The organism is Streptomyces sp. NPDC002580 (assembly GCF_042889485.1).
Taxonomy (GTDB): domain Bacteria; phylum Actinomycetota; class Actinomycetes; order Streptomycetales; family Streptomycetaceae; genus Streptomyces.
Genome location: NZ_JBIAQZ010000002.1, coordinates 530,963 through 550,814, shown reverse-complemented (window position 1 = coordinate 550,814; position 19,852 = coordinate 530,963). Strand labels below are relative to the sequence as shown.

Below are 19,852 nucleotides of genomic sequence, written 5' to 3'. Positions count from 1 at the left end.
GGCCCGGGGAGGCAGCGCGCGCCCGCCGCGTCGGAGGCGGTCCCGCGCGGCCCGCTCCACAGGGCGTTCCGCGGCGCTTCTCACGGCGTGCCGAGCCTCGCCTCGGCCGCGCGCCACGCCGCCGCTCCGCCGCTCGGCTCGTAGCGGCGGAGCGGCTGGGTGCGCGCCACCAGGTCGCGCATCCCGGCCCGGCCGCCGGACGGCCGGTGCGCCCGCGCCTGGACGAGGACGTTGCCCAGCGCGGCCGCCTCCGCCGGGCCCGCCACGACCGGCAGACCGCAGGCGTCGGCGGTGAGCCGGCACAACAGCTCGTTGCGGGCGCCGCCGCCCACGATGTGGACGACGTCGACCGGATGGTCCGCGAGGGACTGTGCCTCCCGGATCGCCCGGCGGTGGGCGAGCGCGAGGGAGTCGAGGATGCACCGGGTGATCTCGGCACGGGACTCGGGCACCGGCTGCCCCGAGTCCCGGCAGGCGTCCGCGATCCGGGACGGCATCCGGCCCGGCGCCAGGAACGCCGGGTCGCCCGCGTCGACGACGGAGCGCAACGGTGTCACCTCGGCCGCCGCCACGAGGAGTCCACCGAGATCGGGGTCGTCCCACGCACGGACGCACTCCTGGAGCAGCCACAGGCCCATGATGTTCCGCAGATAGCGGACCGTGCCGTCCAGCCCCAGCTCATTGGTGAAGTTGGCGGCCCGGCTCGCCTCGGTCAGCACCGGCGCGTCCAGCTCCAGGCCGGCCAGCGACCAGGTGCCGGTGCAGATGTACGCGAACCGTTCCCCGGTGGCGGGGACGGCGGCGACCGCCGAGGCGGTGTCGTGCGAACCGACCGTCGTCACCGGCACCGGGCCGCTCGTCCCCGTCTCCTCCAGCACGTGCGGCAGCAGGGTTCCGGCCGGGTCGCCGGGACGGCGCAACGGGGCGAACAGCGCGAGGTCGATGCCGAGCCGTTCCGCGAGACCGTACGACCAGTCGCGGGTCACCGGATCGATCAGCTGGGTGGTGGAGGCGTTGGTGAGCTCGGTGCCCATCTCGCCCGTGAGCCAGTACGCCAGCAGATCCGGGATGAGCAACAGGCTTTCCGCCGAGGCGAGTTGACCGGAGGAGCGGGCGGCCGTCAACTGGTAGAGGGTGTTGAAGGGCGCGTACTGCAACCCGGTCGCCGCGTACAGCTCGGCGGCGGGCACGCTCGCCCACACCTTCTCCGCGACGCCCTCCGTGCGGGCGTCGCGGTAGTGCACCGGATTGCCGAGCAGCGCTCCGTCCGCGTCCAGCAGGCCGTAGTCCACCGCCCAGCTGTCGATGCCGACGGAGTCGACCCGCCCGGCCGCGCGCAGTCCGTCGAGGACCCCCGCGTACAGCGCGAGGATGTCCCAGCGCAGCCCCTCGGGGACCCGGACCGGCCGGTTGGGGAACCGGTGCGCCTCCGTCAGCTCCAGCGTGTCCGGCCCGACACGGCCGACCATGACCCGCCCGCTGGACGCGCCGAGGTCGACCGCGGCGTACCTGCGCACGGCGCTCGTCCGGGTCATCGCAGGAACGCGGCGGCGACGCCGGCGTCGACCGGGACGTGCAGTCCCGTGGTGTGCGTCAGGTCCCCGCCCGTCAGCGCGAAGACGGCGTTCGCGACGTGCTCGGGCAGCACCTCCCGCTTGAGGATGGTCCGCTGGGCGTAGAACTCGCCGAGCTTCTCCTCCTCGATGCCGTACGTCGCCGCGCGCCGCGCCCCCCAGCCGGCCGCGAAGATGCCCGAGCCGCGGACCACCCCGTCCGGGTTGACACCGTTGACCCGAATGCCGTGCTCGCCCAACTCGGCTGCCAGCAGCCGTACTTGATGAGCCTGGTCGGCCTTGGTCGCGGAGTAGGCGATGTTGTTGGGCCCCGCGAAGACCGCGTTCTTGGACGCGATGTAGACGATGTCGCCGCCCAGGCGCTGGGCGATCATCACCCGGGCCGCCTCGCGCGAGACGAGGAAGGAGCCGCGGGCCATGATGTCGTGCTGGAGGTCCCAGTCCTTCGCGGTGGTCTCCAGGAGCGGCTTGGAGATGGAGATGCCCGCGTTGTTGACCACCAGGTCGACCCCGCCGAAGGCCAGCGCCGCCGCCGCGAAGGCCTCGGCGATCTGTTCCTCGGAGGTGACGTCCACGGTGACGGCGACGGCCTTGTCGGGACCGCCGAGCTCGGCGGCCACCCGGTCGGCGGCCTCGGTGTTGAGGTCCGCGACCACGACGCACGCGCCCTCGGCCACCAGCCGCTCCGCGATCGCCCTGCCGATCCCGCTGCCCGCGCCCGTCACGAGCGCCACCCGGGTGGCGAGCGGCTTGGGCTTCGGCATCCGCCGGAGCTTCGCCTCCTCCAGGGCCCAGTACTCGATGCGGAACTTCTCCGACTCCTCGATCGGCGCGTACGTCGACACCGCCTCGGCGCCCCGCATGACGTTGATGGCGTTGACGTAGAACTCGCCCGCCACCCGGGCCGTCTGCTTGTCCTTGCCGAAGGAGAACATGCCGACGCCGGGGACCAGCACGATCGCCGGGTCCGCGCCGCGCATCGCGGGGGAGTCGGGCAGCGCGTGCCGGTCGTAGTAGGCCGCGTACCGGACGCGGTACTCGGCGTGGAGTTCGCCCAGCCGGGCGATGGCCTCGTCCAGGGCGCCGGTGGGCGGCAGGTCGAGGACGAGGGGCCTGACCTTGGTGCGCAGGAAGTGGTCCGGGCACGAGGTGCCGAGCGCCGCGAGCCTGCCGTGCTCGGCGCGGGCGAGGAAGTCGAGCACCTCCTCGGAGTCGGTGAAGTGGCCGACCTGCGGGCGGTCCTGGGAGGCGAGGGCCCGGACGTGCGGTGCGAGCGCGGCGGCCCGCGCACGGCGGTCCGCCGGAGTGAGTGCCCCGTACCCTTCGACGAGGGGCCCGAACGGCTCCGCCTCGCCACGCGCGGCGAGGAAGGCCTCGGCGGTGCGGATGATGTGCAGGGAGTTGCGCTCGCACTCCTCGGCGGTGGCCCCCCAGGCGGTGATGCCGTGGCCGCCCAGGACGCAGCCGATCGCTTCCGGGCTGGCCTCCTTGACCGCCGCGATGTCGAGCCCGAGCTGGAAACCGGGCCGGCGCCACGGCACCCACACCACGCTGTCGCCGAAGCACTCGGCGGTCAGCTTCTCCCCGTCGGCCGCGCAGGCGAGCGCGATCCCCGAGTCGGGGTGCAGATGGTCGACGTGCGGGGCGTCGACGAGCCCGTGCATCGCCGTGTCGATGGACGGCGCGGCACCGCCCTTGCCGTGCAGGCAGTAGTCGAACGCGGCGACCATCTCGTCCTCGCGCTCGACCCCCGGGTAGACCTCGGTCATCGCCCGCAGCCGGTCGAGGCGCAGCACCGCGAGTCCGTCCTCGGTCAGGGTGCCGAGGTCGCCGCCCGACCCCTTCACCCACATCAGCTCCACGTCCCCGCCGGTCACGGGGTCGGTGTCGGTGCCCTTGGCGGAGGTGTTGCCGCCCGCGTAGTTGGTGTTGCGAGGATCGGCGCCGAGCCGGCGCGACCGGGCCAGCAGAGCGGCGGCTTCGGGATGGGGTGCCATGATCCGGGTCCTTTGGAAGAGAAGGGGAGGAGGAGCGCCCCGTCAGGGGCGCGACGACCCGCGCGGCCGACCGCGAGGGTCACGGGGAACGAACCCGAGGAGAAGCGCCCCTCGGGGGCGCGGGGAACTGCGCGACCAGCCGCAACGGCACCCGCGGCCCGCGGCCCGCGGCGTGGGGCAGACGCACCACGGAGGGCCCGGCCCCGGGCCGAACCAGCCGCCCCGGCCGAGGAGACCCGGCCGAGGCGCGGCGCCGGCAAGAGCTAGGCGCCCCAACCGGCCTGGGTCCCGCCGACCCGCTCGGAGGCGATCCGCTCCGCCCACCCGGAGCGCCGGTACGCGGCCATCGGATCGGGATCGAGCCCCAGCTCACCCCGCACCTCCGCGAGCAACGGCCGTACGTCCGTGTTGTACGCGTCCATGATCACCGCGTTGGCGGCGAGCACGTCCCCGCTCCGCTGCGCCTCGGCGAGGGCGGCGCCGTCGACGAGGAGGGCCTTCGCCGTGGCCTCCTGCACGTTCATCACCGACCGGATGATCGCCGGGATCTTGGCCTCGATGTTATGGCACTGGTCGAGCATGAACGCGACGTCGGGGGAGAAGCCGCCGCCGCGGATCACCTCGTACATGATCCGGAACAGCTGGAAGGGGTCGGCCGCGCCCACCATCAGGTCGTCGTCGGCGTAGAAGCGGGAGTTGAAGTCGAAGGCGCCGAGCCTGTCCTCGCGCAGCAGCGTGGCGACGATGAACTCGATGTTGGTGCCGGGGGCGTGGTGCCCGGTGTCGACCACGACCTGCGCCTTCGGGCCGAGCTTGAGGCAGTGCGCGTAGGCCGTGCCCCAGTCGGGGACGTCCGTCGCGTAGAAGGCCGGCTCGAAGAACTTGTACTCCAGCAGCATCCGCTGGTCCTCGCCGAGCCGGGCGTATACCTGGGCCAGGGCCTCGGCGAGCCGGTCCTGGCGCTCGCGCAGGTCGTCCTGACCGGGGTAGTTCGTGCCGTCGGCGAACCACAGCTTCAGGTCCTTCGAACCCGTCGCGTCCATGATGTCGACGCATTCGAGCAGGTGGTCGACGGCCTTGCGGCGCACCGCGGCGTCCGGGTGGCAGACGGAGCCGAGCCGGTAGTCGTCGTCCTGGAAGGTGTTGGAGTTGATCGCGCCCAGCCTCAGGCCGCGCTCCTCGGCGTGCTTCGCGAGCGCCGTGTAGTCGTCGACCTTGTCCCACGGGATGTGCAGCGCGACGGTAGGGGCGGCGCCGGTGAACTCGTGCACCTTGGCGGCGTCGTCCAGCTTCTCCTGCGGAGTCCTGGACACACCCGGCTGCGCGAACACCTTGAATCTGGTTCCCGAGTTCCCGTACGCCCACGACGGCGTCTCGACGGCCTGGGTCTTGAGCGCGGCCTTCACCGCGGCGAACTCGGTCACTTCGGGACTCCTACGACTTCGAATGGGAACGGCTTGTTCGGACTGCTTCCTGAACCGCTGCGCGAAGGCTGTCCGGGGTGCTTGCCGAAGGGCTTCCCGCAGGGCTCCCCGCGGCGCCGCCCGGTGGCTTCCTGAACACGGCATCTGAAACGATTCAGAAGCTGAAGCTATGAGCCCTTCGAGGGAGTGTCAACCCCTCTGGCGGGGACCGTTCGCCGTGACTCCGTTGTGACACAAGACCGTCGAAGAATTTCGACCCGAACCCATTGACGTGACCTGGATGACCTGTCTAACGTCCCGGCAATCCAATTGAAACCTTTCACGACGCAGTGGGGGCCGTCCCGCAGACGTCGTCGAGGAGCCCCTCATGACCCACCCGTCCGACACGGGACCGACCCCGGTGCTGGCGCTGAAGGACCTTTCGAAGTCCTTCGGCGCCGTGCGCGCCCTGCGGGACGTGTCCCTGGAACTGTTCCCCGGAGAGGTGCACGCGCTCGCCGGAGAGAACGGCGCGGGCAAGTCGACCCTCATCAAGACGCTCGCCGGCGTGCACCGACCGGACGCCGGCCAGGTCCTGCTGGACGGCGAACCCACCGTCTTCCACGGCCCCGCCGACGCCCGCGACGCGGGCATCGCGGTGATCTACCAGGAGCCCACGCTCTTCCCCGACCTCTCGATCGCCGAGAACATCTTCATGGGGCGTCAGCCCCGGCGGGCGCTCGGCCGCATCGACCACAAGGCCACCCGGGCGGCGACCGCCGCCCTCATGGAACGCCTCGGTGTCGAACTCGACCCCGAGCGGCCGGCGCGCGGACTGTCCATCGCCGACCAGCAGATCGTCGAGATCGCCAAGGCGCTCTCCTTCGACGCCCGCGTCCTGATCATGGACGAGCCGACCGCCGCCCTCACCGGCAGCGAGGTGGCCCGCCTGTTCGGCGTGGTCCGCGCCCTGCGCGAGCAGGGCGCGGCGGTGCTGTTCATCTCGCACCGGCTGGAGGAGATCTTCCGGATCTGCGGACGGGTCACGACCCTGCGCGACGGCGCCCTGATCGCCAGCGAGCCGCTCGAAGGCATGACGGAGGACGACCTGGTACGCCGGATGGTCGGCCGCGACCTCGACGAGCTCTACCCCAAGCAGGACGTCGAGGCCGGGGAAATCGCCCTGAGCGTGCGCCGGTTGACCCGGGAGGGCGTGTTCACCGACGTCTCCTTCGACGTCCGGCGCGGTGAGATCGTCGGACTCGCCGGGCTCGTCGGCGCCGGCCGCACCGAGGTCGCGCGCTCGGTGTTCGGCGTGGACCGCTGGGACGCCGGGGAGGTGGAGGTCGACGGCCGCGCGCTGACGAACGGCGCCCCCTCCGCCGCCATGGCCGCGGGGCTCGCGCTCGTCCCCGAGGACCGCCGCGCCCAGGGCCTGGTGATGGACATGTCGATCGAGCGCAACATCGGTCTGACCGGGCTGAGTTCGACGGTCAGGGCGGGCCTGATGGACCGCGGTGCCGAGCGCAGCCGCTCCCTCGACTGGGCGGTCAAGCTCCAGGTGAAGTACGCCCGGATCGCCGACACCGTCAACACCCTGTCCGGCGGCAACCAGCAGAAGGTCGTCCTCGCCAAGTGGCTGGCCACCGGTCCCAAGGTGCTCATCGTCGACGAGCCGACGCGTGGCATCGACGTCGGCACCAAGGCCGAAGTGCACCGGCTGCTCAGCGAGTTGGCCGCCGACGGCGTGGCCGTCCTGATGATCTCCTCCGACCTGCCCGAGATCCTCGGCATGGCCGACCGCGTGCTCGTGATGCACGAGGGGCGCCTCACCGCCGAGATCCCCCGTTCCGAAGCCACCGAGGAATCCGTGATGGCCGCCGCCACCGGGAGGGCCGCCGCATGACAGCCATCGAGAGGGCTGCCCGAATGACCCCGATCATCCCCCGGAGGGCCGCCGCATGACGGTGACCGCTCCCACCCCCGCCCCCGCCACCGAGGTGCCCAGGTCCAGCGGCACCCGACTGGTGGACCGCGTCTTCAAGATGCGCGAACTCGCCATCCTGGCCGTCTTCCTGGTGATGATCGCCATCACCCAGGCGGGCAACAGCGAGTTCCTGTCCGAGCAGGGCGTCAAGGACCTGCTGCTGAACGCGACCATCCTCGTCCTGGTCGCCACCGGCCAGTCCCTCGTCGTCATCACCCGCAACGTGGACCTGTCGGTCGGCTCGACGCTCGGCATCAGCGCCTTCGCCGCCGGCACCTACCTCCAGGGCGGCGGCGACCCCGTCGTCGCCGTGTTCCTCGCGGTCCTCCTCGGCATCGGCTGCGGACTGGTCAACGGCGCCCTCGTCAGTCTCGGCCAGGTACCCGCGCTCGTCGTCACCCTGGGCACGCTCTACATCATCCGCGGCGTCGACTCCATCTGGGTCGGCTCCCGCCAGATCACCGCGGCGGACCTCCCCGGCGGATTCGTCGACTTCGGCTCCGGAGGCCTCTCGGCCGTCCCCTATCTCGCCCTCATCGCCCTGGCCGTCCTGGTGGTCACCGCGTACTACCTCAAGCACTTCGGCAGCGGCCGCGAGCTGTACGCGCTCGGCTCCAACCCCGAAGCCGCGCGGCTGGCCGGTATCCCCGTCCGCAAGCGCATCCTGACCGCGTACGTCGTCTGCGGCGGCCTCTCCGGCCTCGCCGGCGCCCTGTACCTCGCCCGGTTCGGCAACGTCGACTCCGGCACCGGCACCGGATACGAACTGACCGTCGTCAGCGCGGTCGTGGTCGGCGGTGTCGTCTTCACCGGCGGCTCCGGCAGCGTCTACGGGGCCGCCCTCGGAGCCCTGCTGCTCACCTCCATCAACAGCGTCCTGCCCGCCCTCGGCGTCAGCTCCGTCTGGGTGCTCGCCATCAACGGCGTCCTGCTCATTCTCGCCATCGCGGTCGACCGGATCGTCGCCCTGCGCGTGGCCGCCGCACTGAAGAAGAGGAACGCCCGCCATGGCTGACTCCGCTCTCGCGCGCGCCGTCCGCTGGGACACGGTCGTCGGCGCCCTCCTCATCGTCCTGCTGCTCTTCTCCTTCACCTTCGTTGACGGCTTCGGCAACGCGCTCAACCTGTCGTTCCTGATCGGCAACACCCTGCCGATCGCGCTGGTCGCCCTGCCCATGACCCTGCTCGTGGTGGCCGGCGAGATCGACCTGTCCGTCGCCTCCACGGCCGGGCTCTCCGGCTCGGTCATGGGCGCCCTGTGGAACCAGGGCATGGCGATCGAGACGATCATCCCGCTCTGTCTGCTGCTCGGCGTGGTGTGCGGGCTGGTCAACGGCCTGCTGGTGACCAGGCTCGGGCTGCCGTCCCTGGCCGTCACCATCGGCACGCTCGCCGCCTACCGGGGCATCGCGCAGATCGTGCTCGGCTCCGACGCGGTCACCGACTTCCCCACCCAGTACCAGGAGTTCGCCGCCGGGCGCATCGGTGACACCTTCGTCCCGCAGGCACTTCCGGTCTTCCTCGTCCTCCTCGCCGTGGCCGTCGTCGTGCTGCACGCCACCCCCTTCGGGCGGTCGGCGTTCGCGATCGGCGCCAACGAGGAGGCCGCGCGATTCGCCGGCATCCGGGTCAAGCGGCAGAAGCTGCTGCTGTTCGTCGCGACCGGCCTCATGGCCTCCCTGACCGGTGTCTTCTGGGCCCTGCACTACTCCAGCGCCCGCTACGACAACGCCACCGGACTCGAACTCTCGGTGGTGGCCGCCGTCCTGCTCGGCGGCATCGACTTCGACGGCGGCAAGGGCACCCTCGGCGGCGCGATCGCGGGAGTCTTCCTGCTCGGCGCCCTGCAGAACGTGATGAGCCTCGTCAACGTCTCCGCGCAGTCGCAGATCGTCGTCACCGGCGTTCTGCTGGTCGTCTCCGTGCTCGGCCCCCGGGTCGGGCGCCAGATCTCCGTAGCGAGGGCGGGCCGCAGAGCCGCCTCGACTCCGATTTCGTAACCCCGCTCCGCTCACCCTCGTAAAGGAACCCTCACCCATGCGCAAGTCATCGATCCGTCGCACCTGCGCGGCGCTCGCCGCCGTCACCTCCCTCGCCCTGGCCGTCACCGCGTGCGGCGGCACCACCAAGAACGACGCCAAGGACTCGGGCGGTTCGGCCGCCGTGACCGGCGGCAAGGCCGACCCGAACGCGGCCACGAAGAAGGGACTCACCGTCGGCTTCCTGCCCAAGGCGGTCAACAACCCGTACTTCACCTCCGCGGACAAGGGCGGCGAGAAGGCGCTGACCGAACTGGGCTCCAAGTACAAGGAGGTCGGCACCAACAGCGCCACCGACACCAGCGGCCAGGTGAGTTACGTCAACACGCTCACCCAGCAGCAGGTCGACGCGATGGCGGTCTCCGCGCAGGACCCGGGCGCCCTGTGCACCGCGCTCAAGCAGGCCATGACGAACAAGATCAAGGTCGTCACCTACGACTCGGACACCAAGACCGACTGCCGCAACGCCTTCGTCTCGCAGGCGAGCGCCGAGGACCTCGGCCGCACCGAGGTGCAGCTGCTCGCCGAACAGATCGGCTACAAGGGCGAGATCGCGATCCTGTCCGCCGGGCAGACCGCGACGAACCAGAACACCTGGATCGACTTCATGAAGGACGAGCTGAAGGACCCCAAGTACAAGGACATGAAGCTCGTCAAGGTCGCGTACGGCAACGACGAGGCCCAGCTCTCCTTCCAGCAGACCCAGGGACTGCTCCAGGAGCACCCCAAGCTCGCCGGGATCATCTCGCCGACCACCGTCGGCATCAAGGCGGCCGCCCAGTACCTGTCCGGCTCCAAGTACAAGGGCAAGGTCAAGCTGACCGGCCTCGGCACCCCCAACGACATGCGCAAGTACGTCAAGAACGGCACCGTCGAGGGCTTCGAGCTGTGGGACCCGGCGAAGCTCGGCGAGCTGGCCGCCCGCACCGCGGTGGCGCTGTCCTCGGGACAGATCACCGGCAAGGAGGGCGAGACCTTCAAGGCCGGCGACATGGGCTCCTTCACCATCGGCAAGGACGGCGTGATCAGCCTGGGCAAGCCGACCGTGTTCGACGCCAAGAACATCGACCAGTTCAACTTCTGAGGCACCGAGGCACCGAGGCACCGAGGCCGTGAGGCCGTGAGGTCCTGAGGCCTCGGTCCTGAGCTCCTGAGTTCACCCGAGGTTCGACGCGACGAAGCCGGACGTCCGGACGCTCCGGCGTCCGGACGCCGCGGCGCCCGGGCGGTCCGGCCGGCCCGACTCCCAGACCCCGGAGGGTCATCGATGCGACGTGTGTGCTTCCTGTTGAAGGTCCGTGCGGACCGCCTCGACGAGTACCGCGAGCGGCACGCCGCCGTGTGGCCCGAGATGCTCGACGCCCTCTCGGCCACCGGCTGGCACAACTACTCGCTCTTCCTGCGCGAGGACGGCCTGCTGGTCGGCTATCTGGAGACCGAGGACTTCGCGGCCGCCCGGGCCGCCATGGAGGCCACCGACGTCAACGCCCGCTGGCAGGCGGAGATGGCGCCGTTCTTCACGTCCCTGGACGGCGCCCGGCCCGACGAGGCCATGAAGCCCCTCACCGAAGTGTTCCACCTCGCCTGACCACCCGCCCGCAGCCCGATCGAGGAGCCCGTACATGAGACGACGCACCGTGCTGACGACGGCCCTGCTGGGCGCCGTGGCAGGCCCCGCCCTCACCGCGGGGACGGCCCGAGCGGCCGCCCCCGGCCCCTCCGTCACCCAGTCCGGAACCACCCGACTCGACACCCAGGCGCTCTACTTCGTCTCCTACGACGGGCTGGTCAACAACAACTCGTTCCAGAAGAACGGCCTGTTGACCTACCGGGGCCATCAGTACGCCGCCTGGTACACCGCGGACCGTAGCGCGGTCGTCGCCCGCCGCACGCTAGGCGCCACCACCTGGTCCAAGATCACGATCGGCCACAAGCTCAAGAGCAGCGACTCCCACAACGTCATCTCCATGGGCGTCTCCAGGACCGACGGCCGACTGCACCTGAACATGGACTCGCACAGCGACGGCTTCTTCTACGTCAAGTCGGTGGCGGGGCTCCTCGACAACGCCGCGTCGACCGCCTGGACCTCCGCCGTCCTCGGTGCCGTCCAGACCTCCCTGGACGGGCTCGCCCTCACCACGCAGTTCACCTACCCGCAGTTCGTCGCGACCCCGGAGGGCCGGCTCCAGCTCAGCTACCGCGTCGGCGTCTCCGGGAACGGCCGCAACGCCCTGGCCGAGTACGACGGTTCGGCCTGGTCCGCGCTCGGCGAATGGTCCGCGTCGACGGGGACGTACACGAGCTCCCACGGGTCGAGCACGGCCCGCAACATGTATCTGCACGGCATCGACTACGACGTGAACGGCCGGCTGCACTCCTTCTTCACCTGGCGCGAGCAGAACGCCGCCGTGATGTGCAGCTCCGGCGGCATCACCAATCACGACACCGGCTACGTCTACTCCACCGACCGGGGCCGCAACTGGCGCAACGACGCCGGGACCCTCGTCGGCACCACCGGAACCTCCGGCACCGTCGCGGTCACCGACGCGGGACTCGTCGTCGATCCCCTCGACCCCGACCACTCCCTGATGAACCAGGAGAGCCAGGCCACCGACTCGGCGGGCCTGCCGCACGCGATCATCAGCTACGTGCCCGGACGCTTCGGGCAGTGCACCACCGACTACGTGACGGACCGCACGGCCAACGGCCGGGCCTTCCACCTGCGCAAGAACGCGTCCGGCGGCTGGACCAAGACCGAGATCCCGATCGCCCTGAACTCCAGCCAGCGCACCAGGCTGGTCCTGGACCGCTACGACAACGCCTACGCGATCATGCCGTACGGGCGGATAGCCGGTGCCTCGAAGTCCTCCGGACACACCGACTGGAAGCTGCTGTTCGACGGCGCCGGCCTCGACGCGTTCGGCGAGGTCGTGATCGACGAGACGCGCGTCCCACAGGACGGAACCCTGTCCGTGATGTACCAGCAGAAGTCCGCCGGGACCACGCCCTCCGCCCTGCACGTCATCGATTTCCGGCTGCCCTCATGACCGATGGTTCCGGCCCGCCCGCGGGTAATGTGATGGCCTGCCCGCCGCTTCTCGCTCTTCTGGAGGTTCCCGTCTGATGGCCCAGTCGGTGGGTATCAAGGACGTCGCCCGTGCCGCCGGAGTCTCCGTCGGCACGGTCTCGAACGTGATCAACCGCCCCGACTCGGTGGCCTCCGAGACGAGGGCACGCGTCCTGTCCGCCATCGACCGGCTCGGCTACGTACGCAGCGAGTCGGCGCGCCAACTACGGGCCGGACGCAGCCGGATCATGGGACTCCTCGTCCTCGACATGGGCAACCCGTTCTTCGTCGACGTCGCCCGCGGCGCCGAGCGTGCCGCACGCGAGGCGGGACTCGGCGTGATGGTCTGCAACAGCGCCCAGAGCCCGAGCGAGGAGGCCGACTACCTGTCCCTCTTCGCCGAGCAGCGGGTGCGCGGGGTGCTGCTCACCCCCAGCGACGCCAGCGGGCGCAACATCGAGGCGTTCCGGCGCAACGGCATCCCGTTCGTGCTCGTCGACCGGGTCGCCGAGGGCACCACCGAGTGCTCGGTCTCGGTCGACGACGTGGCGGGCGGCGCCCTCGCCGTCCGGCACCTGGTCGACGCGGGACACCGGTCCATCGCGTACGTCAGCGGACCGGCCGGCCTCAGCCAGGTGAGGGACCGCCGCACCGGCGCGCTGAGCGCCCTCTCCGAGGCGGGCCTCGGCCCGGAGAACCTGCGCGAGCTGCCGACCGAACGCCTCGACGTCGCCGCCGGACGCGACGCCGGCGCCCGGCTCCTCGGCCTGGCCGACCGGCCCACCGCCGTCTTCTGCGCCAACGACCTGCTCGCGCTCGGCGTCCTGCAGGCCATGTTCGCGGCAGGCGTCTCCGTGCCCGGCGACCTCGCGATCGTGGGGTACGACGACATCGAGTTCGCGGCCGCCGCGGCCGTCCCGCTCACCTCCGTGCGCCAGCCCGCCGTGACCATGGGGGCCCTCGCCGCGGAGCTGCTCCTGGAGGAGATCGACGCGCAGGGCGCGGTCGTGCCGCACGAACACCGGCGGGTCGTGCTCCAGCCGGAGCTGGTGGTCCGCCACTCCAGCCTGGCGGCGCGCTGATCGGCGGTTCAGTCTCCCGCCACCCGGCTGCTGAGCGGCTGTTCAGTCGATTTTCTTGATCCCCGGGCCTCGGCGCCCGGGGAGGATGTGCTCAACTGGGACGCAGCCTGGAATCCGTACGTCTCGGGAGACCTGTTGACCGTCAGCTACCGTCAGCCCGGTGTCGTCCTCACCGACCACCGCTTCACCGTGCCGCTCGACCACGACCACCCGGCCGGGGAGAGCATCGAACTGTTCGCGCGCGAGGTCGTCGCGAGCGACAAGGCGCACCAGGACCTGCCCTGGCTGGTCTACCTCCAGGGTGGCCCCGGATTCGGGGCGAATCGTTTCGTCGGCTGTCAGGCCTGGCTCGAACGGGCCCTGAAGGACTTCCGCGTCCTGCTGCTCGACCAGCGCGGCACGGGGCACTCGACACCCGCCAACCGGCAGACGCTGCCGCTGCGCGGCGGCCCCCGCGAGCAGGCCGACTACCTCGCGCTGTTCCGCGCCGACTCCATCGTCCGGGACTGCGAGACCATCCGCCCCGGGCTCACCGGCGGAGCGCCCTGGACGGTCCTCGGACAGAGCTTCGGCGGCTTCTGCAGCGTGCACTACCTGTCCAGCGCCCCCGAGGGGCTGAGCGCGGCCGTCATCACCGGCGGCCTGCCCACCCTCGCCGGACACGCGGACGACGTCTACCGCGCCGCCTACCCGCGCATCGAGCGCAAGGTGGCCGCGCACTACGCCCGCTATCCGCAGGACGTCGAGCGCGCGCGCCGGATCGCGGAGCACCTGCTCCAGCACGAGCCGGTCCTGAATGGCGGCTACCGCCTGACCGTCGAGGCCTTCCAGTCGCTGGGCATCCTCCTCGGCGGCAGCGACGGCAGCCACCGCCTGCACTACCTGCTGGAGGACGCCTTCGTCCGCACCCCGCAGGGCCCGGCGCTCTCCGACGCCTTCCAGGAAGAGGTCCAGGGCCTGCTCTCGTACGCCGGCCACCCCCTCTACGCGCTGGTCCACGAGGCCTGCTACGCCCAGGGAGGCCGCCCCACCGCCTGGTCCGCCGAACGCGTGCGTGCCGAGTTCCCGCAGTTCGACGCGGCCAAGACCCTCGCGGACGACGGACCGCTGCTGTTCACCGGCGAGTCCGTGCACCCCTGGACCTTCGAGACCGACCCGGCACTGCGTCCGCTGCGGGACACCGCCGAGGAACTGGCCGCCCGTACCGACTGGGCGCCGCTGTACGACCCGGCCCGGCTCGCCGCGAACGAGGTGCCGGTCGCGGCGGCGGTCTACCACGACGACATGTACGTCGACGCCGACCACTCCCTGCGCACCGCGCGTGCCGTCCGGGGCCTGCGCACCTGGGTGACCGACGAGTTCGAGCACGACGGTGTGCGGGCCGGCGGCCCCCGCGTACTGGACCGCCTGCTCGCGCTCACCCGGGACGAGGTCTGAGGGTCCCGCTCGGATCCGAGCGGATCCGCGTCCTGGGGTCCCTCGGGACGGCGGCGGATCCGGCGTCGGCGGTGTCCACCCGTGGACACCGCCGACGCGCCGGACCGGGTCCTGTTCACACGATCGGCAGGCCGTACTCGTCGCTGTACCGGCGCAGTCGGAAGGACCGTACGGCCGGCAGTCCGGTCAGGGTGCACTCGAAGGCGCCGTGGTGGGGCCTCAGCGGGCACCAGGGTCTCGGCGGGAGCGGGTAGTCGTCGCGCAGGACCCCCTTTGGCAGCACCCCGCTCGCGGGCATCGGCGAGGTCTCGCCCGGACGGGCCAGGTACGCCCAGACCCCGCTGTCCAGCGGCACCACGGCCCCCGCGTCGCCGGGCGGGCGCCAGGGCGCGCCCGTGCGGGGGTGCCGGGGGACGAGGAGAACGTCGGGCCGGGGCCGGGGCGGGTGCGTTCCGGGGCCGGCCAGTCGCACGGACCGGGCCCCGGGACCCGCGGGGAGGTACCGGCCGACGGCGTGGCCGAGCAGCTCGGCGACCGGGCCGGCCGGGAGGGTCACCGGGCCGCCCTCGGTGGCCACCACGAGGTGGGCCAGCGCGACTCCGACCGCCGCCTCCCAGCGCCGGCTCCACGATCCGTCGGGTTCGACGGGCGGGACGCGGTGCTCGGCCCGCTCCAGATCGTCCCAGCCGCGCGGCGGACCGGCCGGGAGCCCCGAGGAGCGGCGGACGACCGCGTCGGGCTCCAGCCAGACCGTCTGCCACATTCCGCAGTCGTCCATGCGCGTCGCCACGGCCCGCCCGCACCCCTCGCACGCCAGGTTGGGGCCGGCCCGGCCGTCCACGCCCCGGCAGTACCCCTCGCACTTCTCGATGATCAGGGCCATGGACCGGGAGTCGCCCGGGGCGATGACGACCTTCTCCCGTGAGCCGAAGGACACCGCGTACACCGGTCTGTACACGCCCTGCCGGGCGGCCAGCTCCTCGCCGACCTCCGCCCACACCCGCCAGGGCGGTCCGGTGGGCCGTGGGTCGACGGCGTACGTCGAGGGTTCCATCAGCGGAGGGTGGAGTTCCTCCCAAGCCCCGTGGTGGGTGTGGACGGGAAGGGCGACCCGGGACACCGGCGCCGTCAGCTCCCTGCCGCACCCGGCACACGCGAACACGTCCAAACAAGCTGCCCCTCACCTCGGTTACCCGGGGATTGTGGCTCGCCCGCGGCGAGGGAGCCACCGGATTTCGGCACGGCTCCGGGGCCTCTCCTCCGGAATCGCCCGGGCGGCGGCGATCCGCGAGGAGCGGCCCGGCCCCTCCGTCGACCTCGGACTCCGACCAACGACCTCCGGCCAACGTCGGGCGGCCGTTTTCCTCGACGCCCTCTCGTCCCTGTTCCTTCCTTTCCCCACAGGTATTCTGACGGTCTGTCAGAAATGTTGGGAGGGGGGCGGATGATCGACACCACGAGCACGGACATCCCCGAGGGGGAGGAGCGGCTGCGCCTCGACGTCGAGGACGGGATCGGCGTACTCACCCTGTGCCGTCCGGCGAAACTCAACGCCTGGAGCTGGGAGTCCACCCGCCAACTCGGTCTGTTCGCCGACCGGATCCGCTTCGACCCGTCGATCCGGGTGGTCCTGCTGCGGGCCGAGGGGCGTGCCTTCTGCGCGGGGATCGACGTGAGCGCCCCGGGCGGCGCGATCACCGGCCGGTCCGGCGCCGAGCGCGCCCGCGGGTACTACGAGGGCATCCGCTGGGCCCACGAACGCTTCGCGGCCTTCGCGCGACTGCCGCAGCCCGTCGTCGCGGCCGTGCGGGGCTACTGTCTCGGCTTCGGGTTCGAACTGGCGCTGATGGCGGACATCAGGATCGCCTCCCGTGACGCCGTGTTCGCCCTGCCCGAGGCCCGGTTGGGTCTCGCCGTCGACGCCGGCGGGGATCTGCGGATCGCGCGCGAGGCGGGCGCGGGATGGGCGAAGTTCCTCGCGCTGACCGGCCGGAGGATCGACGCCACGACCGCCGAGCGCCTGCGTCTCGTCCAGGTCCTCGCCGAGGAGGGCGAGTTGGATGGTACGGCCCGCGCCGTCGCCGCCGAGATCGCGGCGAACGGGCCGCTCGCCGTGCAGGGCGTCAAGCACGACATCGACGCGTACGCCGACGCCGGTCTGGCCGCGGCCCTCGACCGGACCGCCCTGTCGGCCGCGCTCACCCTGACCTCCGAGGACGCGGGGGAGGGATACGCGGCCAAGGGCGCCCGCCGCGCGCCTCGCTTCGAGGGAAAGTGACCGTCGTGCTTTGATCGGTCACTGTTCCGTACGTACGAGACAGGGGGACCGATGGACGGCGGCGAACTCCTGGCGGACCGCTTCGAAGCGCACCGCGGACATCTCCGAGCCGTGGCCTACCGCATGCTCGGCTCCCTCGGCGAGGCGGACGACGCGGTCCAGGAGGCCTGGCTGAAGCTCGGCCGCTCCGACCCGGAGGAGATCAGGAACCTGGGCGGCTGGCTGACCACCGTCGTCGGCCGGGTGTGCCTGGACATGCTGCGTTCCCGCGCCGCGAGGACCCCATGGATCCCTCGGGCACCTTCGTCCCCGACCCCGTCGTCACTCCGCTGGACCGGGTCGACCCCGAGCGGGAGGTGCTGCTGGCCGACTCGGTCGGGCTCGCCCTCCTCGTGGTCCTGGAGGCGCTGGAGCCCGCCGAGCGGCTCGCCTTCGTGCTGCACGACCTGTTCGCGGTGCCCTTCGACGACATCGCGCCGATCGTGGGCCGGTCCCCGGCCGCCACCCGGCAGCTCGCCGGCCGGGCCCGCCGCCGCGTCAAGGGCGCCGCCCCGGAGCCGGAGCGGGACGTCGTCCGGCAGCGGGAGGTCCTCGACGCCTTCCTCGCGGCCTCGCGCGGCGGGGACTTCGAGGCCCTCGTCGCCGTCCTCGACCCCGAGGTCGTGCTGCGCGCCGACGCGGGTCCGACGGCCGGCGGCGTGGCGGTGTCCAGGCTGGTCCGCGGCGCCGGGACGGTGGCCCGGCAGGCCCTCGCCTTCGCGCGGTTCGCGGCGGAGTCCCGGCGCGTCCTGGTCAACGGGGAGGCGGGAGTGGTCGCGCTCGTCGACGGCCGGCCGCAGTCGGTCATGGGCCTCACCGTCGTCGGGGGCCGGATCGTCGCGCTGTACATCCTCGCCGACCCCGAACGGATCGCCCGGCTCGATCTCGCGGGGGCGGGACCGGGGAAGTGAGGCTCAGCAGGTGAAGGGGCCACGCCCCAACTGGTCCCGCACCGGTGTCACCGGCGGGCTGACGAGGTCCCTGCGCTGCCAGTTCGCGCCGTCCACCACCAGGGTGTGGCCGGTGATGAAGCGGGCGTAGGGGGACGCCAGGAAGGTCGCGGCCCAGCCGAGTTCGCGGGGCGCGCCGACGCGCAGGGCCGGCTGCCGCGGGTCGTGCGCGCCGCGCCCCGCCCCGTCGCCCTCGCCGCCGTCGTCCCCACCGCGCCTCGCGTCGGCGGGTCCGCCGTCGTCGTCCCCGTCGGGGTTCCCGCTGTCCGGCCGGTCTCCACCGCTCCGGCGGTCCGTGCTCCCGGCGGGGCCGGTGCCGACGTCACCGGCCCCGCCGGCCGTCGCCCGGCCCAGATTGCCGCGGATGTCGTCCGTCATGTCCTCGTGCGGCATCAGCCCGGGCACCAGGCCGTTGACCTGGATGCCGTACGGTCCCCACTCCACCGCCAGTGTCCGCACCAGGCTCTCCACGCCCGCTTTCGCGGCGGCGCTGTGCGCGAAACCGGGGCCGCCGGTCCACGCGTAGGACGCGCCGACGTCGATGACCGAACCCGGTGTACCCGCGGCGAGATGACGCCGTCCGAACTCACGGGTCATCAGGAACGTTCCGGTGAGGGTGATGTCGACGACGGCCTGCCAGGCGTTCGGCGACATGTCCTCGGTCGGCACAGGGAAGTTGGCGGCCGCGTTGTTGACCAGCACGTCGGGCAGCGCGGACCCGTCGAACACCTCGGAGATGCGCTTCGGGTCCCGGATGTCGCAGACGGCGGACGTCACCCGGGTGCCCAGCTTCGCCAACTCGGTTCGGGCGGAAGCGAGATGCCGCTCGCGGCGGCTGACGATCAGCAGATCAGCGCCCAGCCGGGCGAACTCCGTCGCGATCGCCCTCCCGAGTCCGGTGCCGCCACCGGTCACCAGGACCAGCGTGCCTGCGTACGTACCGTCCGGCAGGGCGCTCGCGCCCAGCGGAGGAGGGGCGGGGAGACCGGGGAGGGCGGTGGAGTCCATGGCGGACTCGATACCCGGTGCGCCGGTAAACGTCCAGAGGACGACCGCGCGGATCACCCCGCGAAGGCGCGGCCGCCCTGCGGACGCGGTTCGGGCGGCGCGTTCTGGATCAGTAGGCTGGAGACCATGCGAGAACAAGGCACCACAAACCCGGACCCGCGCCTCGAACTGCGAGCCGACTGCGGGCAGTGTTTCGGACTGTGCTGTGTCGCCCTGCCCTTCGCCCGCTCGGCCGACTTCGCGATCGACAAGGACGCGGGCAGACCCTGCCCCAATCTGCGGAGCGACTCCCGGTGCGGCATCCACACCCGGCTCCGTGAGACGGGGTTCACGGGCTGCACGGTCTACGACTGCTTCGGCGCCGGGCAGCGGGTCTCCCAGGTGACCTTCGGCGGCGTCGACTGGCGCTCGGGACCTCCGGAGCGCGCCCGGCAGATGTTCGACGTGTTTCCCGTCGTACGGGCGCTCCACGAACTGCTCCTGTACCTGAACGAGGCACTGGTCCTCCCCGCGGCGCGCCCGGTGCACGCCGACGTCCGGCGTCTGCTCACCGTCACGGAGGACCTCGCGCGGCAGACCCCGCAGGAACTGGCCGGGTTGGACGTGGACGCGCACCGGCGGCGGGTCAACGAAGTGCTGTTGCGGGTCAGCGACCTCCAGCGGGCGGGGCTCGGCGGCGGCCGGCGGAAGGACCGCCGCGGGGCCGACCTGATGGGCGCCCGCCTCAAGGGTGCCGACCTGCGGGGCGCGAGTCTGCGCGGTGCCTGCCTCATCGCCGCCGATCTGACCGGGGCCGATCTGCGCGGCGCCGACCTGATCGGGGCCGACCTCAGGGACACCGACCTCACCGACGCCGATCTGACCGGGGCCTTCTTCCTCACCCAGCCGCAGGTGAACGCGGCCCGCGGCAACGCCGGCACCAGGCTCCCCGGATCGGTGGAGAGGCCCGGCCACTGGACCCCTGAGGGCTGAGGACACGCCCGCGCCCCGG

Annotated in this window: 15 protein-coding genes and 1 pseudogene; 11 read left to right on the top strand and 5 right to left on the bottom strand. The window is 72.0% G+C overall.

Annotation, left to right across the window (positions count from 1 at the left end; translation table 11 throughout):
* Positions 1 to 80: 80 nt before the first annotated feature.
* The 3 genes from ACFYW7_RS08890 to rhaI form a co-directional block, all read right to left on the bottom strand.
* Positions 81 to 1,535, bottom strand: coding sequence for a rhamnulokinase family protein (locus tag ACFYW7_RS08890; protein ID WP_389499577.1), 1,455 nt, complete (start codon positions 1,533 to 1,535; stop codon positions 81 to 83).
* On the bottom strand, positions 1,532 to 3,571 hold the full coding sequence (locus tag ACFYW7_RS08885) for a bifunctional aldolase/short-chain dehydrogenase (protein WP_389499575.1): 2,040 nt from the start codon (positions 3,569 to 3,571) through the stop codon (positions 1,532 to 1,534). Before ACFYW7_RS08885 ends, ACFYW7_RS08890 begins: the two co-directional genes overlap by 4 nt.
* Before the next feature lie 263 nt (positions 3,572 to 3,834).
* Positions 3,835 to 4,995, bottom strand: coding sequence for an L-rhamnose isomerase (rhaI, locus tag ACFYW7_RS08880; RefSeq protein WP_389499572.1), 1,161 nt, complete (start codon positions 4,993 to 4,995; stop codon positions 3,835 to 3,837).
* 367 nt (positions 4,996 to 5,362) lie between these two features.
* On the opposite strand from rhaI, the gene ACFYW7_RS08875 reads away from it, so the two are divergent.
* From ACFYW7_RS08875 to ACFYW7_RS08840, 8 genes are all read left to right on the top strand, one after another.
* Entirely contained in the window at positions 5,363 to 6,880 is a 1,518-nt protein-coding gene (locus ACFYW7_RS08875) for a sugar ABC transporter ATP-binding protein (RefSeq protein WP_389499569.1), read from the top strand.
* A 55-nt stretch (positions 6,881 to 6,935) separates the two neighbouring features.
* Positions 6,936 to 7,976: an ABC transporter permease gene (locus ACFYW7_RS08870; protein WP_389499567.1), complete on the top strand. Its 1,041-nt coding sequence runs from the start codon at positions 6,936 to 6,938 to the stop codon at positions 7,974 to 7,976.
* The gene (locus ACFYW7_RS08865) at positions 7,969 to 8,961 is read left to right on the top strand and encodes an ABC transporter permease (protein WP_389499565.1); all 993 of its coding nucleotides are present in this window, start codon (positions 7,969 to 7,971) and stop codon (positions 8,959 to 8,961) included. The genes ACFYW7_RS08870 and ACFYW7_RS08865 overlap by 8 nt, the downstream gene beginning before the upstream one ends.
* Before the next feature lie 37 nt (positions 8,962 to 8,998).
* The gene (rhaS, locus tag ACFYW7_RS08860) at positions 8,999 to 10,084 is read left to right on the top strand and encodes a rhamnose ABC transporter substrate-binding protein (RefSeq protein ID WP_389499563.1); all 1,086 of its coding nucleotides are present in this window, start codon (positions 8,999 to 9,001) and stop codon (positions 10,082 to 10,084) included.
* Between the two features lie 183 nt (positions 10,085 to 10,267).
* Positions 10,268 to 10,588, top strand: coding sequence for an L-rhamnose mutarotase (locus tag ACFYW7_RS08855; protein ID WP_389499561.1), 321 nt, complete (start codon positions 10,268 to 10,270; stop codon positions 10,586 to 10,588).
* A 34-nt stretch (positions 10,589 to 10,622) separates the two neighbouring features.
* On the top strand, positions 10,623 to 12,047 hold the full coding sequence (locus tag ACFYW7_RS08850) for a BNR repeat-containing protein (RefSeq protein WP_389499559.1): 1,425 nt from the start codon (positions 10,623 to 10,625) through the stop codon (positions 12,045 to 12,047).
* Positions 12,048 to 12,123: 76 nt separating this feature from the next.
* Complete coding sequence (locus ACFYW7_RS08845; protein ID WP_389499557.1) at positions 12,124 to 13,149, top strand: LacI family DNA-binding transcriptional regulator; 1,026 nt, start codon at positions 12,124 to 12,126, stop codon at positions 13,147 to 13,149.
* A gap of 135 nt (positions 13,150 to 13,284) precedes the next feature.
* On the top strand, positions 13,285 to 14,586 hold the full coding sequence (locus ACFYW7_RS08840; RefSeq protein ID WP_389499555.1) for an alpha/beta fold hydrolase: 1,302 nt from the start codon (positions 13,285 to 13,287) through the stop codon (positions 14,584 to 14,586).
* Between the two features lie 115 nt (positions 14,587 to 14,701).
* Here ACFYW7_RS08840 and ACFYW7_RS08835 read toward each other — a convergent pair whose 3' ends face one another.
* The gene (locus tag ACFYW7_RS08835) at positions 14,702 to 15,640 is read right to left on the bottom strand and encodes a hypothetical protein (protein ID WP_389499553.1); all 939 of its coding nucleotides are present in this window, start codon (positions 15,638 to 15,640) and stop codon (positions 14,702 to 14,704) included.
* A 390-nt stretch (positions 15,641 to 16,030) separates the two neighbouring features.
* Here ACFYW7_RS08835 and ACFYW7_RS08830 point away from each other — a divergent pair, with 390 nt between their 5' ends.
* Positions 16,031 to 16,864 (top strand): enoyl-CoA hydratase/isomerase family protein, encoded by an 834-nt coding sequence (locus ACFYW7_RS08830; RefSeq protein WP_389499551.1) that lies wholly within the window; start codon positions 16,031 to 16,033, stop codon positions 16,862 to 16,864.
* Positions 16,865 to 16,915: 51 nt separating this feature from the next.
* Positions 16,916 to 17,814: pseudogene (locus ACFYW7_RS08825) on the top strand (sigma-70 family RNA polymerase sigma factor).
* Between the two features lie 3 nt (positions 17,815 to 17,817).
* On the opposite strand, the gene ACFYW7_RS08820 reads toward ACFYW7_RS08825, so the two are convergent.
* The gene (locus tag ACFYW7_RS08820) at positions 17,818 to 18,861 is read right to left on the bottom strand and encodes an SDR family oxidoreductase (protein ID WP_389499549.1); all 1,044 of its coding nucleotides are present in this window, start codon (positions 18,859 to 18,861) and stop codon (positions 17,818 to 17,820) included.
* Between the two features lie 126 nt (positions 18,862 to 18,987).
* Between ACFYW7_RS08820 and ACFYW7_RS08815 the strand changes: the two genes are divergently transcribed.
* Positions 18,988 to 19,833, top strand: coding sequence for a pentapeptide repeat-containing protein (locus ACFYW7_RS08815; protein WP_389499547.1), 846 nt, complete (start codon positions 18,988 to 18,990; stop codon positions 19,831 to 19,833).
* Positions 19,834 to 19,852 lie beyond the last annotated feature (19 nt).

Excerpts from the sequence above, each read along its gene's own strand:
- ACFYW7_RS08850 (WP_389499559.1), top strand. The coding sequence starts at position 10,623 with ATGAGACGACGCACCGTGCTGACGACGGCCCTGCTGGGCGCCGTGGCA.
- ACFYW7_RS08830 (WP_389499551.1), top strand. The coding sequence starts at position 16,031 with ATGATCGACACCACGAGCACGGACATCCCCGAGGGGGAGGAGCGGCTG.
- ACFYW7_RS08890 (WP_389499577.1), bottom strand. The coding sequence starts at position 1,535 with ATGACCCGGACGAGCGCCGTGCGCAGGTACGCCGCGGTCGACCTCGGC.
- ACFYW7_RS08865 (WP_389499565.1), top strand. The coding sequence starts at position 7,969 with ATGGCTGACTCCGCTCTCGCGCGCGCCGTCCGCTGGGACACGGTCGTC.
- ACFYW7_RS08875 (WP_389499569.1), top strand. The coding sequence starts at position 5,363 with ATGACCCACCCGTCCGACACGGGACCGACCCCGGTGCTGGCGCTGAAG.
- ACFYW7_RS08820 (WP_389499549.1), bottom strand. The coding sequence starts at position 18,861 with ATGGACTCCACCGCCCTCCCCGGTCTCCCCGCCCCTCCTCCGCTGGGC.
- ACFYW7_RS08835 (WP_389499553.1), bottom strand. The coding sequence starts at position 15,640 with ATGGAACCCTCGACGTACGCCGTCGACCCACGGCCCACCGGACCGCCC.
- ACFYW7_RS08845 (WP_389499557.1), top strand. The coding sequence starts at position 12,124 with ATGGCCCAGTCGGTGGGTATCAAGGACGTCGCCCGTGCCGCCGGAGTC.
- rhaS (WP_389499563.1), top strand. The coding sequence starts at position 8,999 with ATGCGCAAGTCATCGATCCGTCGCACCTGCGCGGCGCTCGCCGCCGTC.
- ACFYW7_RS08885 (WP_389499575.1), bottom strand. The coding sequence starts at position 3,571 with ATGGCACCCCATCCCGAAGCCGCCGCTCTGCTGGCCCGGTCGCGCCGG.
- ACFYW7_RS08815 (WP_389499547.1), top strand. The coding sequence starts at position 18,988 with ATGCGAGAACAAGGCACCACAAACCCGGACCCGCGCCTCGAACTGCGA.
- ACFYW7_RS08855 (WP_389499561.1), top strand. The coding sequence starts at position 10,268 with ATGCGACGTGTGTGCTTCCTGTTGAAGGTCCGTGCGGACCGCCTCGAC.
- ACFYW7_RS08870 (WP_389499567.1), top strand. The coding sequence starts at position 6,936 with ATGACGGTGACCGCTCCCACCCCCGCCCCCGCCACCGAGGTGCCCAGG.